Annotated in this window: 12 protein-coding genes; 3 read left to right on the forward strand and 9 right to left on the reverse strand. The window is 66.3% G+C overall.

Annotated elements, in window-relative coordinates:
- Positions 1–11 precede the first annotated feature (11 nt).
- The 6 genes from AU072_RS18070 to AU072_RS28340 form a co-directional block, all read right to left on the reverse strand.
- Entirely contained in the window at positions 12–332 is a 321-nt protein-coding gene (locus AU072_RS18070) for an STAS domain-containing protein (RefSeq protein WP_064415071.1), read from the reverse strand.
- Positions 332–4,498, reverse strand: coding sequence for a SpoIIE family protein phosphatase (locus AU072_RS18075; protein WP_064415072.1), 4,167 nt, complete (start codon positions 4,496–4,498; stop codon positions 332–334). The genes AU072_RS18070 and AU072_RS18075 overlap by 1 nt, the downstream gene beginning before the upstream one ends.
- Complete coding sequence (locus tag AU072_RS18080; RefSeq protein ID WP_064415073.1) at positions 4,495–4,845, reverse strand: STAS domain-containing protein; 351 nt, start codon at positions 4,843–4,845, stop codon at positions 4,495–4,497. The genes AU072_RS18075 and AU072_RS18080 overlap by 4 nt, the downstream gene beginning before the upstream one ends.
- A 112-nt stretch (positions 4,846–4,957) precedes the next feature.
- The gene (locus tag AU072_RS18085; protein WP_082680929.1) at positions 4,958–5,626 is read right to left on the reverse strand and encodes a PAS and ANTAR domain-containing protein; all 669 of its coding nucleotides are present in this window, start codon (positions 5,624–5,626) and stop codon (positions 4,958–4,960) included.
- A 70-nt stretch (positions 5,627–5,696) separates the two neighbouring features.
- Entirely contained in the window at positions 5,697–8,582 is a 2,886-nt protein-coding gene (locus AU072_RS18090; RefSeq protein ID WP_064415096.1) for an MMPL/RND family transporter, read from the reverse strand.
- Positions 8,583–8,690: 108 nt separating this feature from the next.
- Entirely contained in the window at positions 8,691–8,843 is a 153-nt protein-coding gene (locus AU072_RS28340) for a hypothetical protein (protein ID WP_165595614.1), read from the reverse strand.
- 380 nt (positions 8,844–9,223) lie between these two features.
- Here AU072_RS28340 and AU072_RS18095 point away from each other — a divergent pair, with 380 nt between their 5' ends.
- Positions 9,224–10,936: a hypothetical protein gene (locus AU072_RS18095; protein ID WP_133147298.1), complete on the forward strand. Its 1,713-nt coding sequence runs from the start codon at positions 9,224–9,226 to the stop codon at positions 10,934–10,936.
- A 67-nt stretch (positions 10,937–11,003) separates the two neighbouring features.
- On the opposite strand, the gene AU072_RS18100 is transcribed toward AU072_RS18095, so the two are convergent.
- Positions 11,004–12,764, reverse strand: coding sequence for an N-acyl-D-amino-acid deacylase family protein (locus AU072_RS18100; protein WP_064415075.1), 1,761 nt, complete (start codon positions 12,762–12,764; stop codon positions 11,004–11,006).
- A gap of 92 nt (positions 12,765–12,856) precedes the next feature.
- Here AU072_RS18100 and AU072_RS18105 point away from each other — a divergent pair, with 92 nt between their 5' ends.
- Both AU072_RS18105 and AU072_RS18110 read left to right on the forward strand, forming a co-directional pair.
- Positions 12,857–14,197 carry an aromatic ring-hydroxylating oxygenase subunit alpha gene (locus AU072_RS18105; protein ID WP_064415076.1) on the forward strand — a complete coding sequence of 447 codons (1,341 nt, stop codon included), beginning with the start codon at positions 12,857–12,859 and terminating at the stop codon, positions 14,195–14,197.
- The gene (locus AU072_RS18110) at positions 14,175–14,807 is read left to right on the forward strand and encodes a TetR/AcrR family transcriptional regulator (protein ID WP_064415097.1); all 633 of its coding nucleotides are present in this window, start codon (positions 14,175–14,177) and stop codon (positions 14,805–14,807) included. Before AU072_RS18105 ends, AU072_RS18110 begins: the two co-directional genes overlap by 23 nt.
- Positions 14,808–14,820: 13 nt before the next feature.
- Here AU072_RS18110 and AU072_RS18115 read toward each other — a convergent pair whose 3' ends face one another.
- Complete coding sequence (locus AU072_RS18115) at positions 14,821–15,231, reverse strand: Zn-ribbon domain-containing OB-fold protein (RefSeq protein WP_064415077.1); 411 nt, start codon at positions 15,229–15,231, stop codon at positions 14,821–14,823.
- A 3-nt stretch (positions 15,232–15,234) separates the two neighbouring features.
- A complete protein-coding gene (locus AU072_RS18120; RefSeq protein WP_064415078.1) occupies positions 15,235–16,443 on the reverse strand; it encodes a thiolase family protein in 1,209 nt (402 codons plus the stop codon).
- Positions 16,444–16,459 lie beyond the last annotated feature (16 nt).

Genomic DNA, 16,459 nt, shown 5'->3' on the forward strand with positions numbered 1-16,459 from the left:
GGCTGGCCCGTTCAGTCACCCTCTGCCGCTTGCACTTCGGCAACCGATGTCAGCCCGCTGATCGTCAGTACCGGCATCAGGATCGGATTGGCGACGATCGTGCGAATCTGCGGGGCGTGCTCGAACAGCGCGTTGATCGCCCCGCTGTCGAGGTATTCGACCGCGGACAAATCGATGGTCAGTCGCGCCGTCTCCTGGCTTCGCCTGCCGACGGTGGCGGCGATGGCGTCGGTGAACGCGTCGATGTTGCTCAGGTCGAGTTCGCCGGCTGCGCTCAGCACCATGGTGCCGTCGACCCGGCGGTCGGTGCGCACGGTGAGCGGTGTGGGCATCACGCGATCCTGGCGTGCAGGTCGATCGTCGTACCAGAATCGCCTGTCTCGATCGTGACGTCGTGCATCAACGCCCGCATCAGCGCGATTCCGCGCCCGCGATGAGACGCGGGATCGACGTGGGGCACTTTCCACACCCCGGTATCGGCGATGGTCAGGTGAAGTCGGTTCGCCAGCACGGTCGCGCGCAGACGTACCGTCCCCCCGGGACGGTCACGGTGTCCGTGCTCGATCGCATTGGCAAGCGCCTCCCCCGTGGCGATCAGCACGTCGAGCGTCTGGCTCGGATCCACGCCCGCCCGCACCAACCACTTCCGCAGCGCGCTGCGTGTACCGGCCAACTCAGCGGGGTCGGCGCTGAATTCGATCTCCAGCGGCGCCGGTTGGCGGTACAGCATGAGCGCGACGTCGTCCTGGTATCCCTGGATGGGCGCCAACTGCGTCATGATCTCGTCTGCCAGGTCGTCGAGCCCTGTCGCGGAGTGGCTTTCGAGCACGTCGACGGCCCGGCCGATTCCCTTGTCCAAGGACTCGCGCCGACGCTCCACCAGGCCGTCGGTGTAGAGCAACAGCGTCGCGCGCGCCGGCATGACCTGCCTGCCCTCGGGGCGGATGTGATCGAAGGGCAAGCCGAGCGGGGTGACCGAGGCATCGTCGAGCAAGCGGCTCGCGCCGTCGGGAAGCACCATGACCGGAGGCGGGTGGCCGGCACTGGAGTACAGCAACTCACCGGTGTCCGGATTGAGCACGGCGCAGAACGCCGTCGTGCAGCGCGCGCCCGGCAGCCTGGCGGCGAACCGGTCGAGGGCTGTCAGCGCAGCGGCCGGTCCGGGGTGTTCGAGAAGCAGTGCCCGACAGGCGCTTCGCAGCTGTCCCATCACCGTGGCTGCGGTCAATCCATGCCCGACGCAATCGCCGACGATCAACGCGATACGGCCGTCGTCGAGGTCGACGACGTCGTACCAGTCACCACCGACCTGCAGCGGGCGGGCGGCCGGCTGGTACCGCACGGCGAACCCACTCGAGACCGTGGGACCGAGAATCGCGTGCTGTAGCGCTAGTGCGGTTTCGCGCTGCTGGTCCAGTAGGTGAACGCGCTGCAGCCCCTGGCCGAGCCGTCCGGCCAAGACCGCCAACAGCGTCTTGTCTTCGGGCGTGAACGGTCGGCGCTCGGGCAGTTCGAGGTAGACGACCAGAACCCCGCGAGGATGCTGCAGTGCGATGCTCGCGGATCCGGTGTCCGACGCGTCGGCGACGAGTGAGTCTGCGGTGCGCAGCGAGGTGATGGCCAGTCTTGTCGCCGCGGGCAGGTCGTGCCACTGGACCGGCTCGCCGGAACAGACCAGGGCTGACGGATCGATCGTCGTGGTGCCGTCGTCGACGGGAAACGTGACGGCCAGGACGCGGTGCGCGCACCACACCTGGCGCAGGACTTCGGCCGTGGTGCGCACCGCATCGTCGAGCGTGTCCGCCTGCGCCAGTTGCTGATTGAGCGCTGCCAGGGCGGCCTCCCGCTGCACTGTGTAGTGCTCAGCGGTGACGTCGCGGAAGGTGCCGACCATCACGAGCCTGCCAGTGTCGATCTCCTCGATCCGGTTGTAGGTGAGAGTCACCCACAGTCGGTGCCCATCTCGGTGTGTGACCGGAACCGTGTGCCTGCCATGCGGTTCACGCAGTATCTGCGCCAACATCTCGCTGGCCTGACGGTGCGCATCGGGATCCGACTCCGCCGTCGGCCACCACGGCTGCACGGACTCGTACGGCAACCCATCTACGCCGTACCCCAGGATGTCGGTGAACGCCGCATTGATCTCGATCACCGTGCCGCGCTCGTCGGCCACGAAGAACGCTTCCTGCAGCGAGTCGATCAGCGCGGTTCGCCAGCGGGCGTGATGATTGCGGATCCTGGCGAGTTTGACGTTCGCGCGCACGCGCGCCAGCAGTTCGGCTGCGGCGAACGGCTTGACGAGGTAGTCGTCGGCACCGGCCTGCAAACCCTCGATGGCGGCTTCCTGTCCGGCGCGGGCCGACAACAGCAGCACCGGTATGGCCGCGGTGCGCGGATCCGACCGCAATGCGCTGACGAGTTGGAGGCCGTCCAGAAGCGGCATCATGACGTCGCTGATCACCACGTCGGGCAGCTCGGTACGGACCGCGTCGAGCGCTTGCTGGCCGTCGGTGACGGCGTCGACGAGGTATCCGTCGTTGCGCAGCATCCGGGCGACGTACTCACGCATGTCGGCGTTGTCGTCGGCGATGAGCACCCGCGGTGTGGAGCCCGGAGCGAGAGGAGACGATGTTGGGCCGCCCACCCCCGACGGCACATCGGGGACCGGGCCCTCTCCGTCGGTCGGCAGCCACCGCAGCGCCTCTTGAAGATAGGGTTCGGCGCCCGGGTCCGTTGTCCGCCCGTCGGGTGTCGAGGCGAGCGCGTCGGCCGGAACGTGTGCGGCGCCGATCGGCACGCGGATCGTGAAGGTGGTACCGACACCCTCGGCACTGTCGGCGGTGATGCTGCCGCTGTGGAGTTCGACCAGCTCCTTGACCAGGGCCAGACCGATTCCGCTGCCCTCGTTCGACCGCGCGCGCACGTTCTCGATCCGGTGGAATCGTTCGAACAGTCGGGGTATTTCGGCGGCGGCGACCCCAGCACCGGTGTCGGAGACTCTGACCACGGCTTCGTCGCCGTCGCGGGACACGGTGACCGAGATGCCCCCGGTGAACGTGAATTTCAGCGCGTTGGACAGGAGATTGAAGATCACCTTCTCCCACATGTCGCGGTCGATGTAGACGGTGTCGCCGAGGGAAGGACAGTCCACGGTGAAGGTGAGGCCGGCACGCTCGATCGCCGACCGGAAGACGCTGGCGAGTTCGGCGGTCACGCCGCCGAGGTCGACCGGCGCGAAGTTCGCCCGCATGCGGCCGGCCTCGATCCGCGAGAAGTCGAGCAGCGTGTTGACCAGCTTCGCGAGCCGTAATCCGTTGCGCCACACGATGTCCAATTCGTCACGCGCCAGCTCGTCGAAGTCGGCGCCGCGCGTACGTAATTCGGCGACCGGGTCGAGGATCAACGTCAGCGGGGTTCGGAACTCGTGGCTGATGTTGGAGAAGAACGCCGTCTTGGCGCGGTCCAGCTCGGCGAGTTCCTCGGCGCGCTGCTGCTGTGCCTGGTAGTTGCGCGCACTGCCGATGCCCGCGGCGACGTGCCCTGCCACGAGTGTCACGAAGCCGCGATAGGTGTCGTCGAGCGGGCGGTAACGGTTGAGCGCGGCGACCAGGAAGCCGATCGGGGAACCGCCCTGCTGCTGTAGCGGGACGATCAGCGCGTGTTGCGGTGGATCCCGCCAGTCCCCGGTCGGCAGGTCCGCGTACCGGTCGCCGGCCAGCGCGACCACCGTCGTCTCACCGCGCGCGGGTTCCTCCAGCGGCCAACTGCCGTCGTGGCCGGCGCCCACATGCGCCCACGCGATCGGATGCTCGGCGATGCCGCCGGTGGATCCGGCGAGGCGGGCACCGCCGTCGGCATCGAACAGGTAGGTCAACGTGAACGGGAGATCGCGCAGGTTCTGACCGAGCTGGCGTTCGGCGAACGCCATGATCTCTTCTTCGGTGCGCACGACGCTCGGGTCCGATCCGAGGTCACGCAGGGTCGCCATCTGGCGCTCACTGATCACCTGCTGGGTGTCCTCGCTGACCACGCACAGCATGCCCACGACCAGCCCGTCGTCGTCACGCAGTGGGCTGTACGAAAAGGTGTGGTACGTCTCCTCCTGATAGCCGGAGCGCTCGAGGAAGAGCAGCAGCGCCGAATCCCAAGTCGCCTCTCCGGTGGAGAGCACGTGGTCGATTCGCGGGCCGATATCGGGCCAGATCTCGACCCACACCTCGCGCGCCGGCCGGCCGAGCGCCCAGGGATACTTGCGGCCCAACGTGTCCCGCCGATAGGCGGCGTTGCAGAAGAACGTCAGATCGGGCCCCCACGCCATCCACATCGGGAATCGCGAGGACAGCAGGATGCTGACCGCGGTTCGCAGGCTCTGCGGCCAGCCGTCCGGTGCCCCCAACGGCGTGGCGGCCCACCGAACTCCGGCCATATCGGGCCCGACCTCGCCGTCTGCATCGAAAACCGTGGTCAGTCGGTTCTGCTGCCCGGTCGGGTCACTCATCCGTCGACCGCATCGGCCACGGATCCGTACGGTCGCAGAACCTTGTCGAGCTTGGTGACCTCGATGGGACGGACCACCTCGGGGTTGGCGGCCACCAACCGCACCGCGACTCCGGCGGCCAATCCTTTCTCGTAACACTCGAGTACGGCGTTGAGTCCCGCACTACCGAAGTACCCGACCCTGGACAGTTCGACGATCAGCAACTTGGCCGGATGCCCATCGGCGGCCTCGACCGCGCGGTCGAAATGGGGTTGCAGAGCTCCGACGCTGTTCGAGTCGATCTCGCCGGCTACCGACACCACCACCGCGGTGTCGCGCACATCCAGGCTCACCTCTATCTGCGCCACGTCATCTCACCCGTCAGCGGCCAAGCGGTTTGCGCGTCTGTCTTGTCATGCCCTGGTGATACCCCGGCTGGGACGACTTCAGTTACGACGCGCATCCACGGCCCTCGATCACCTACCGGGCGCGGGTGTGCGCGGTGAGAAGCAGGTGGTCGAACTGCCTTCGCAGGTCGTCACGCTGGGGATCGATCGTGCCGAGTTCGGCGACGATCTGCGCCGCGAGCGCGCGCAATTTCGTGTTGGTGTGCTGTGAGCGCCACATCAGCAATTCGAACGCGGCCTCGGCGTCGATGCGGTAGACGAGCATCAGGGCGCCCTTGGCTTGCTCGATGGCCGCTCGGGCGTTGAACAACTCGGGCAGCGACTCGCTCAGCGCCTGGCGGCGGGTATGGGCGAACGTGTCGGTCAGGTCGATGTAGTAGCCCTCGGTGCCGACCACCGCACCCTGGTCGTCGAGCATCCGGTCGCCGATCACGATGACGGTGTGCAACCTGCCCGCGGTGTCGATGAACCGGTGGCGGCTGGAGAACGAGCCACCCAAGTGCAGGGCGTGGTCCAGTAGGTCCTGGACGTGCTGTCGGTCGTCGGGATGCTTGTGCGACAGCAGCAGCTCGGTCGTCGGCACGACGGCGCCGGGCTCATAGCCGTGCATCCGGGCTACTTCGTCCGACCACTCCCAACGCTGCCCGACAAACCAGAACCGGAACGTGCCGACGTTGCGGTCGGCGATCGCCCAGTCCGAGGCGGACGGCAGAGGGCTGTCTGCGACGTCCGGGTTCGTCATCTGCCCATCATGGCACCACAGGCGCACGAGAAGGAGCGCGTTGGGAAAGCTCCGTAACTCCGGTCCGGCCTCAGTGGCCACCGCTGGTCGGCGCGGCTGCCCGGTCAGGGAACACTGCGGCCATCCTGCGCCGTGACGCGGGCGTGGGCACCCTTTGCGGCCACCAGAACCATCGGCCCAGCAGCGCCGCGATGGACGGTGTCATGAACGCACGCACGATCAGGGTGTCGAACAGCAGACCCAACGCGATCGTGGTGCCGACCTGGGCGATGCTGCGCAGATCACCGACCACGAACGAGGCCATCGTCGCGGCGAACACCAGACCCGCCGAGGTGACCACTTTGCCCGAGCCGGCCATCGCACGGATGATCGCGACCTTGAACCCGTGGTGCAATTCCTCCTTGAACCGGGACACCAGCAGCAGGTTGTAGTCCGAGCCGACCGCCAGCAGCAGGATCACCGACATCACCAGCACGATCCAGTGCAGGCGGATGCCAAGCAGGTGCTGCCACACGAGCACAGACAGTCCGAACGACGTGCCCAGCGAGAGCAGCACCGTTCCGACGATCACCGCGGCGGCCACGACCGCCCGCGTGATGATCAGCATGATGATGAAAATCAATGCCGCGGCGGATAATCCGGCGATCATCAAGTCGTAGTTGGAGCCGTCGCGCATGTCCTTGTACGTGGCGGCGGTCCCTCCGAGGTAGATGGTGGAGCCCTCCAGGGGTGTGCCCTTGATGGCTTCTTTGGCCGCGAGCTTGATCGCATCGATGTGGTCGATGCCCTCGGGGGTGGCCGGATCGCCCTCATGCTCGATGATGAACCGCACCGACTTGCCGTCGGGCGAGATGAAGTTGTCCATACCGCGCTGAAAGTCTTTGTTCGCGAACGCCTCTGGCGGCAGGTAGAACGAGTCGTCGTTCATGGATGCGTCGAACGCGTCACCCATCGCATGCGAGTTCTCCTGCATCGCGGCTATCTGATCCTGCAACCCCTTCTGCGAGGAGTGCATGGTCAGCATCATGGTCTTCATCGTCTTCATCGTCTCGATCTGCTGAGGCAGCAGCAGAATCAGCTGGGGCATCAGGCTGTCGAGGCGTTCGAGGTCGGGCACGAGGCGCTGGATGTCATCGGTCAGCGTGTCGATGCCGTCGAGGGTGTCGAATATTGAGCGCAGCGACCAGCAGATCGGGATGTTGTAACAGTGCGGTTCCCAGTAGAAGTAGTTGCGGACAGGCCGGAAGAAGTCGTCGAAATCGGCGATGTGGTCGCGCAGTTCGGCGATGTGGATCGTCGTGTTCTTGGTCTTCTCGACCATGCTGTGGGTGGTGTCGGCCATCTGCTGCATCAGGCTGGCCATCTTTTCCATCTGGTCGATGGTCGACTGCATTTCCTCGGCCTGGACCAGCATGTCGGCCATCCGGTCCTGCAGATACTTCTGGTTGAGCTGGTTCGTGGTGCCCTGCATGCTGAGCAGGAACGGGATCGTCGTGTGCTCGATCGGCTTACCCTGCGGGCGGGTGATGGTCTGCACGCGGGCGATGCCGGGTACGCGGAAGATCCCCTTGGCGATCTTGTCGATCACCAGGAAGTCGGCGGAATTGCGCAAGTCGTGGTCGCTTTCGACCATCAGCAGTTCAGGGTTCATCCGGGCGGCGTCGAAATGTCGTTCGGCGACGTCGTATCCGATGTTGGCCGGGGTGTCTGCGGGAAGGAAGTGCCGCCCGTCATAGTCGACCTTGTATCCGGTGAGTGCGAGCAACCCGACCAGTGACAACGCACAGGTCGCCACGAGCACCGGCCCTGGCCACCGCACGACCACGACGCCGACCCGTCGCCAAGCGCGCGAGTTGATGGGCCGCTTCGGTTCGAAGAGTCCGAACCGACCGCCGACGACGGTGACGGCCGGACCGAGTGTCAAGGCGGCGATCACCGCGACGAGTACGCCCACCGCACACGGCACCGCCATGGTCTGGAACCACGGCAGCCTCGTGAACTTCAGGCACAGCAGCGCTCCGGCGATGGTGAGCCCCGAAGCCAGCACGACGTGGGCCGTGCCGTGAAACATGGTGTAGTACGCGGTTTCGGGGTCCTCGCCGGCCTGGCGGGCCTCTTGGTACCGGCCGACGAGGAAGATCGCGTAGTCGGTGCCCGCGGCGATGGCGATCAGGGTGAGCAGGCTGGTGGCGAACGTCGAGAGCCCGATGAATCCGGTGTCGCCGAGGAAGGCGACGATGCCGCGCGAGGCGCCGAGTTCGACGAACACGATGAACAGGATCAGCACCATGGTGGTGATCGAGCGGTAGACGAACAGCAGCATCACCGCGATGACGATCAGCGTGGCGACGGTCGCCTTGACGGCCCCCTTGTCGCCGGCGACGCGTTGGTCGGCGTTCAGCGCCGCTCCTCCGGTCACGTATGCCGTGACCCCTTGCGGTGCAGGCGTTTGCGCGATGATGTCGCGAACCGATTGGATCGATTCGTTGGCGATCGTCTCGCCCATGTTCCCGCGCAGATAGATCTGCACATACGCGGACTTGCCGTCTGCGCTCTGCGCCCCCGCGGCGGTCAGCGGGTCGCTCCAGAAATCGGCGACGTGCTCGACGTGTTCCGGGTCGGCGCGGAGCCTGGAGATCAAGTCGTCGTAGTAGCGGTGCGCTTCAGGGCCGAGCGCTTTGTCGCCCTCCAAGATGACCATCGCGTTGCTGTCGGAGTCGAACTCCTTGAAGTTCGCGCCCACGCGCTGCATCGCGATGAAGGCCGGTGCGTCGTGGGCGTTCATCGAGACGGTGTTGGCCTCGCCGACCTTCTCCAACGACGGGACGAACACATTTGTGGCCGCGGTCAGCACCAGCCAACCGATGATGATCGGTACCGAGAGCACTCGGATGGCATGCGCAATGCGCGAACGTTCGGCCTGCGTTCCGGGTGGAGTGCGGGCTGGTCGAATCATGCTCATCCCATGACCCTTCGGTGGCGCGCGCGTGTCGCACGCCGACCGCGTCCCCATGACCCCGTCCACCGTGCGTGTCGTATATCTAGCCTGTCGAATTATCTGCTGTCAATCGGTAAAGGGCAGCTCGTAGCGGGTTCGTGTGGCCGCGATGCCACGAGGCTGGTCTTGCGGCTCGGCGGCGGTGAAATCGTCGCTCGGCGCGCGATCGTGCGAGCTGCCGACCCATGCTGCTGACTTCACTTTGCCCAATATGGTCACTTGCGCGTGAGGATGTCGCGCGGGCGAAGTCTTCACGCCGCGGTCGCGAGAAACTCCGGCGACGTCGTGGCCGACGCCCCAGCAACTCCGCGGTCGGTGATCAGCAGACGGAAGCACGACGTGGCGCACATCACGGCGCGGCGGATGGGGTAGGCCTGGACGACGAGCGCCTCTCGTGTAGGTTTCCCTGAGATCGCTGCGTGAATCGGCAAGTACCGTGCCTCAGCTGCGATATGCCGAGTTATGACGCCATCGCGACATCATCAAGCCGGCTAGCGTAACCCACGCTATTTAGTGGGACGAATCACTTGCCTCTTAGGATAGGCTCAGCTAATCTTCAGCTGCCATTTGGCAAATTCACAGGCACAACAGGAGAAAACGTGCAACTAGCAGTTCAGGCCGGTCCGCCGGTTCAGGACCTCCCACCCAGTTACTCGCCGTCGAGCCGACGCAACTCCAAGCTGTTGGTTGCTGGCGTCGCGATGGCAAGTGCGGGTGTGATCGCGGTCAGCCCGGTGGCCCCCCCGATGCCCACCGTTCAGGATGTCCAGGAGCGCGTGGCGCACGCCGCGGTCCAGCTCACGGCGGCCAGCAATCCGCTCCTCGTGTGGGGGCAGGCCATCGCCAACACATTCGGAAGCCTGGAGACGCTGACCGGCGACGCGACCAACGCGAACCTCAACCTTCTGCGGGAGTTGAGCACCGGCTACATCTTCCGGGAGGCAGCGAATGTCCTGATTCTCAACACCCTCAACCCGGGTCCTCTGCTCGATCAGGTCCTCAATTTCAACTCGAACTTCGGACCCGTGATCACCTCGGCCCTGGAGGGCACCTTCGAGGGGCTGAGGTTGGCGGCCGAGCAGTTCCCCGGCGTGATCACCGAGTCGTTGAACCACCTGTCGAAGGGCGAGTTCTTCGAAGCGTTCTCCAAGGTCAATGGCTGGTTCGTGCTCCGGGTGCTCGGTGGCGTACGGCCGCTGATCGACGTCTTCTCCATCCCCGCCGACTTTGTGGGAGCCCTTCCCGGCGCGGAGAAGTTGCCCGCGCTGCTCGATGTGATCTCCGAGTTCGCGGTCACCAAGGCGATTTTCGAACCGATCATCGGCTCGATCGTCCAGTCGACGGAGATCTTTGATGCCACGCGCGAGGCTTTGGCCGCGGGCAACATCACGGATGCGATCACCAACCTGGTGAACCTGCCGGTGCTGGCGCTCAACGCTCTGGTCAACGGGTTCACGCCGGCCACCTCCCCCTCGGAGTGGCAGGGTCTGCTCGACCGTGGTCTGTTCACCTACCTCGCGGTCACGCTGCCCAACCAGATTGCCAATGCGATCGCGCCTCCGGCCCCGTCGAGCCTCAGTGCCCTGGGCGGCCCGGGCGAGTTCCGCTTCGGTGGTGACCTCGTTCCGGTCAGCCTCGCCGACAAGGGTGAGGGTGAGGACGAAGGCGCCGGCGAAGGCGAAGGCGAAGGTTCGGCCGCTGGCGAAGGTGTCGGCGAAGGCGCCGCTGAAGGCACCGGCGAGGACGTCACCGCAGGCGCCGGCGAAGAGTCGGGCGAAGGCGCTGGCGAAGAGTCGGGCGAAGGCGCCGGCGAGGACGTCAACGCAGGCACCGGCGAAGAGTCGGGCGAAGGCGCCGGTGAGGACGTCAACGCAGGCGCTGGCGAAGAGTCGGGCGCAGGCACCGGCGAGGAGTCGGGTGAGACCTCGGGCGAAGAGTCGGGCGAAGGCACCGGCGCGACACCGAGCGAAGGCACCGGCACGGGCGGCAGCACCAACACCGGCAGCAACACCTCGGGCATCAGCACCAGCCGGGGTGAAGGCACCGGCACGGGCACGACCGGCAGCACCGGTTCGACCGGCGGCTCCGGCACGACCGGCAGCAACGGCAGCACCGGCTCGGGCACGACCGGCAGCACCGGTTCCACCGGTGGCTCCGGCACGGGCAGCAGCACCGGCTCCAACACGAGCACCGGCACGACCGGCAGCACCGGCTCGACCAGTGGCGCCGACTCGAGCAGCACCGGTTCCGCTTCCGGCAGCACCGGTTCGGGCTCGGGCAGCAGCGGTTCGGGCTCGGGCAGCAGCAACTAAGTAAGTACGACGGTGACGGCCCCCTCGGCAACGAGGGGGCCGTCTCTCGTCTGCGGTGATTGCGAGGTCAGCGAGCGCCGCGCACAAGCCGGCCCGGCCGGGCGCCGGTGTCGGCGCCGTCGCGCCGCGTCACCACGCCGCTGACGATCGTCGCGGTGTAACCGGAGGCGCCCTGCACCAGCCGCTGACCCCCGGCGGGCAGGTCGTAGGCCATCCGCGCGGGATGCAGAGTCAGCGCGTCCATGTCGATGACATTGACGTCGGCCTTCTTTCCCACCTCGATGACGCCGCGATCGCTCAGCCCGAACAGCTGCGCGGTGTCGTGGGATTGCTTGCGCACCACGTACTCCAGCGGAAGTTTGTCACCGCGGTGGCGGTCGCGCGCCCAATGCGTGAGCAAGAAGGTGGGATACGACGCGTCGCAGATCATTCCGCAATGCGCGCCGCCGTCGGACAACCCGACCACACCCGCCGGATGCAGCAGCATCTCCCGGATCGCGTCGTGGTTACCGTAGAAATAGTTGTAGAACGGCAGCATCAGCATCGCCGTCGCGTCGTCCTCCAGCATCAGGTCGTACAACGTGGCCAGCGGATCCTCCCCACGATCGCTGGCGATCTTCTCCACGGTGCGTTCGACGGTCGGTTCGTAGTCGGGTGGATCGCCCAGCGAATAGATGCGGCCGAGCGAATACTGCACCAGGGCAAACATGTTGTCGAACAACACATTCGGGTCCGGCGGTAGGTCTTCCTCGGCCAGGATCGCGGCCTTGACCGCCGGATCCGCCAGGCGTGCGCCCAATTCCTCGCGGCTGCTTTCGGCCTTCAGTTTGCGGAAGGTCGGCCGGTGCGTGAAGGCGTGGTGGCCTGGGAAGCCGAACAGCATCCCGAACGGACGCGCGGCGATCTGCGGATAGAGCTCGCTGCCTGCCGCATGTGCCTGCGCCGAGATGTCGAGCTGTTCGCGCCACAGGTCGGGAGCCGCATCGACCTGGATCATTCCGAACGAGATCGGACGGTCGATCTCGGCGGCGAGACGCTTCATCCATTCGAGTTCCTTTTTGGGCGCGATGATGTCCTCGCCGGCGACCCCCTGCGGCGCCAGCTCGAACACCGCCCGCCCACCGGCGGCCATGGCCCGGCCGAGACCGAACAGTTCGTCCTCGGCGGCGAAGGTGCCCGGGACCGGTTCGCCGTCGATGGCCCGGTGCCCCAACGTGCGCGATGTCGAGAAACCCAGCGCGCCGGCCTCGATGCCTTGCTGCACGAGGCGGGCCATCGCCGTGATGTCCTCCGGTGACGCGGGCTCGTTGCGGGCTCCGCGCTCCCCCATCGCATATGCGCGCACCGCGCCGTGGGCGATCTGGCTGCCCACATCGATGGCGAAGTCCTGCTTTTCGACGACATCGAGGTATTCGGGGTAACTCTCCCACCCCCACGAGATGCCCTCGGTGAGCGCGGTTCCCGGGATGTCCTCGACGCCCTCCATCAACCCGATCAGCCATTCCTCGTTTCCCGGCCGCACGGGTGCGAACCCGACCCCGCAATTGCCGGTCACCACGGTGGTCACCCCGTGGCCGCTGGAGGGCTCGAGCAAGCTGTCCCAGCTGACCTGCCCGTCGTAGTGCGTGTGGATGTCGACGAAGCCGGGCGCGACGACTTTCCCGGTCGCGTCGATCGTCTCCGCGGCCTCGCCCTCGAGCGGAGCGTCGCCAGGTCCACGACGACGGACTTCGACGATCTTGCCGTCCCTGATGCCGATGTCCGCGCCGAACCGGTCCGCTCCTGTGCCGTCGACGACGGTTCCGCCGGTGATCTTCAGGTCGAACACGATAAGCCCTCCGCATCCGGATTTCAGCCGCTAGTGTCGGGCACTGTAACACCGTTACAGAGGCTTCGCGGCGACTTCGGAAAGGACCGTTCGTGACGCACACAGCGCGACAAGTCCGACGCGAAGATGCGATCGGCGCCCCACCCGCGCGGCCCACGCTGGTGCCCGCCGAGCGGTACTACTCCGCCGGATTCGCTGCGCTCGAGAACGAACGCATGTGGCCCAGGGTGTGGCAGCTGGCCTGCACGCTCGACCACGTCGCCGAGCCCGGCGACTACTTCGAATATCGGTGCGGCCCATACTCCGTGCTGATCGTCTGCGGGGACGACGGCGTTCTGCGGGCGTTTCAGAACGTATGCCGGCACCGCGGCAACTCACTGTGCTCCGGCGCCGGCTCGGGCCTGCGCGAACTGCGGTGCGGGTATCACGGCTGGACCTGGGACCTCGGCGGGTCACTGCGGCGGGTGCCGAATCGCAAAGGGTTCGGCGCGTTGCAGATGTCCGAGCTCCCGCTTCTCCCGGCCGCCGTCGACACCTGGGAGCGGCTGGTCTTCGTCAATCTGGATGTCGACGCGATGCCGCTGCTCGACTACCTCGAGGAGATGCCCGCCGACGCGAAGTGGTGCGAGCTCGCCGACTTCCGCTGCTATGCCACGATGACGATCGACGTCGACGCCAACTGGAAGACGATCGCCGACGGATACAGCGAGACCTACCACATCCAGACCCTGCACCCCGAGCTGCACCGGTGTATGGACGATGTCTACGCCCCACAGAAGATCTGGGGGCACACGGGCAAATCCGAACAGCTGTACGGGATTCCGAGCCCGCATCTGAAGCAGCCTCTCAGCGACGACGAGGTGTGGGATGCGTACGTGTGCACGCAGGGCGCGTTGATGGGCGTGGAGGAGGGCACCCCGCTGCCCGACGACCGCGAACCGGGCGCATCGGTGGCCGACGTCATCGCCGCCCGCACGCGCGCGTTCGCCGCCTCCCGCGGCGTCGACCTGCAATGGGCCGACACCGAGCAGATCATGCGGCTGCACCAGTACAACGTTTTCCCGAACATGACGCTGCTGATGAACGCCGACCATCTGACGGTGATGACGTCACATCCGGGATCGGATCCGGACCACGGCGAACTGGTGATGCTGCTGTGGACACGGATGACGCCCGGCGCGCCCCGGGCCACGCCCGTCGACGTGCGCATGACGGCCGACGAGGCGCATCCGGGACTGGTTCTCACCCAAGACATCTCGGTGTTGGCCGGTTTGCAACGAGGCCTGCACCAGCCGGGCTTGACGCACCTGACGCTGTCCAACGAGGAGCGCCGCGTGATCAACATGCACCGCAACCTCGAGCGCTACCTGGACCTGCCCGAGTCGGAACGGATGACCGGAGGTGAGCCCGGTGACATCACGGCGGGCCGCTAGGGCACAGGAGGCCATCAGCGCAGAGGTCATCCTCGACGCCGCCGCCAGAATGATCGAACTGCACGGGGTGGACGGCTTCACCATGCGCGGGCTGGCAGAACAGCTCGGTGTGGCGGTGACGTCGATCTACTGGCACGTCGGCGGCCGCGACAAGCTGTTCGACAGCCTCGTGGACCGGCTGCTCGACGAGATGGCACATCTGCCCACCGACGGCAACAACGCGGTCGCCCGCATCGCCTCCCTCGCGCATGCTCAACGGCGGGCACTCATCAACAGACAACATCTGCTCGCGATCGCCCACGAACGTGACCAGACACCTCGCTTGTTCCTGCCGGTTCAACAGGCGTTGGCGGCCCAACTCGCCGAGCTCGGGGTGACGGGCCAGGATGCGGCCCTGGTGCTGCGCGCGGTGCAGGTGCATGTCATTTCGTCTGCGGTGATGCAGTTTTCGGCCGTGCGCGGTGAAAAGCACGACGAGGAGGACCCGTCGCTGTGGACCGACGACTGGCCCGACCGTGCCCTCGTCGAAGCGCTGCAGTCACCCACCGACTACGACGCGGTGTTCGCCTACGGCCTTGAAGCGTTGCTGACCCCGCTGCGGCGAAGGTAACCGTTTGAGCCGACTACGCGGGTGTGTAGCGCAGCATCGTCACGTCGTGTTCGGGGTAGTCGAAGAACACGGGTTTGACCCGCATCCCGACTTTCAGCTCGCTGGGTTCGACGTCGACCAGCTCGGTGGAAAACCGCGGCCCCTCATCCCATTCGACGATCGCCAGCAGTTGCGGCACCGCATCGGCGAAGTGCGGCCCGACGGGTCGCCGTGCCACGGTGTAGGAGTACAGCGTGCCCATCCCGGAAATCTCACGCCACTCGAGGTCATCGGCGAGAGTCCGCGGGGCCCGCACCCTCGGATAGAACACGTACGCATTCGATGACGGCGAGTACTGGATCATGATGCGGTGCTGGGCCAGTGCATCCCAAAAGGGTGCGGTGGTCGGGGTTTTCACCGGCATGGGCCGCTCGAAGGTGGTCACGGATCAGTCTCCTTGGAGGATCAGGGCGGTCTGCTCGGACAGGATTCCGCCGTTACCGGAGACGAACGCACGGTTGCAGTCGGGCACCTGTGCGGACTCGGCCCTGCCCATGATCTGGCGGGTCGCATCGCAGACGTGATGCATCCCGCCGGCGAGACCGGCCTGGCCGAAACCGAGTTGACCCCCGGCGGTGTTGAGCGGGAAGTCACCGCGGAACGTGAGGTCGTGGTCGGCGACGAACTGCATGCCCTTGCCCTTCTCACAGAACCCCGCGTCCTCCAGCGAGAGCAGCACGGTGATCGTGTAGCAGTCGTAGATCGAGACCATGTCCATATCGGCGCGGGTCAGATCGGTCATGCCGAACGCGGTTGCGGCGGCCTCCGCCATCGGGGTGTGCAGGAGATCGGCCGCGTACGTGGGCGTCTTGAACGGGACGTGCTCGCCGAAACCCTTGATCCACACCGGCCTGTTGCGCGTCCGTTTGGCGATGTCCGCGTTCGCGACGACCACCGCGGCGCCGCCCACACACGGCATCACGATCTCGAGCATGTGCAGCGGGTCGGCGATGACCGGGCTGCCCAGCACGTCGTCGATGGTGAGTGGTTTGTCCTTCCAGATCGCGCCTTCGGTGTGGTTGGCGTTGACGCGCTGATCGACGACGATCTTGGCCATCGCCCGCTCGTCGTAGCCGTAGACCGCGCCGTAACGGGTGGCCACCTGACCGTACGGCCCGTTCTGCCCCAGGTTGCCGTAGGGGATCTCGAATTCCGCCTGCGGCGAGCCGTACTGGTTGCTCGACGAACCGAAGAACACGGCGTCCACCAACGGCTTCGGCTTCTTCTCCGACATCGGCGTGATGTAGCGCGCGGGCAGCGCGCACAGCACCACGTCGCACAAACCCAGTTCGACGGCCGCGGCCGCCCGCCACACCATCGCCGCTGCGCTCGCCCCGCCGAGGTCGACGAGCTCGGCGAAGTTGGCTCGCACGCCCAGGTATTCGGCGATCGTGGACGGTACGAAGATCTCCGACTCGGCCAGGTGCGAGGTGACGATGCCGTTGACGAGTTCCGCCGACAGGCCGGCGTCCTGTAGCGCCGCCGACGCCAACTCCGCCCACTGCTCAAGGGTGAACGGCGCGGGGGTGGCCTTGTTCAGCCGCTCCGGCGGGAGTTCGACATAGCCGACGATCGCGGCTTCACCACGTAGTCCCATGGGTGTCCTTCTCGGT

This window comes from Mycolicibacterium novocastrense, from assembly GCF_001499835.1.
Taxonomy (GTDB): Bacteria; Actinomycetota; Actinomycetes; order Mycobacteriales; family Mycobacteriaceae; genus Mycobacterium; species Mycobacterium novocastrense.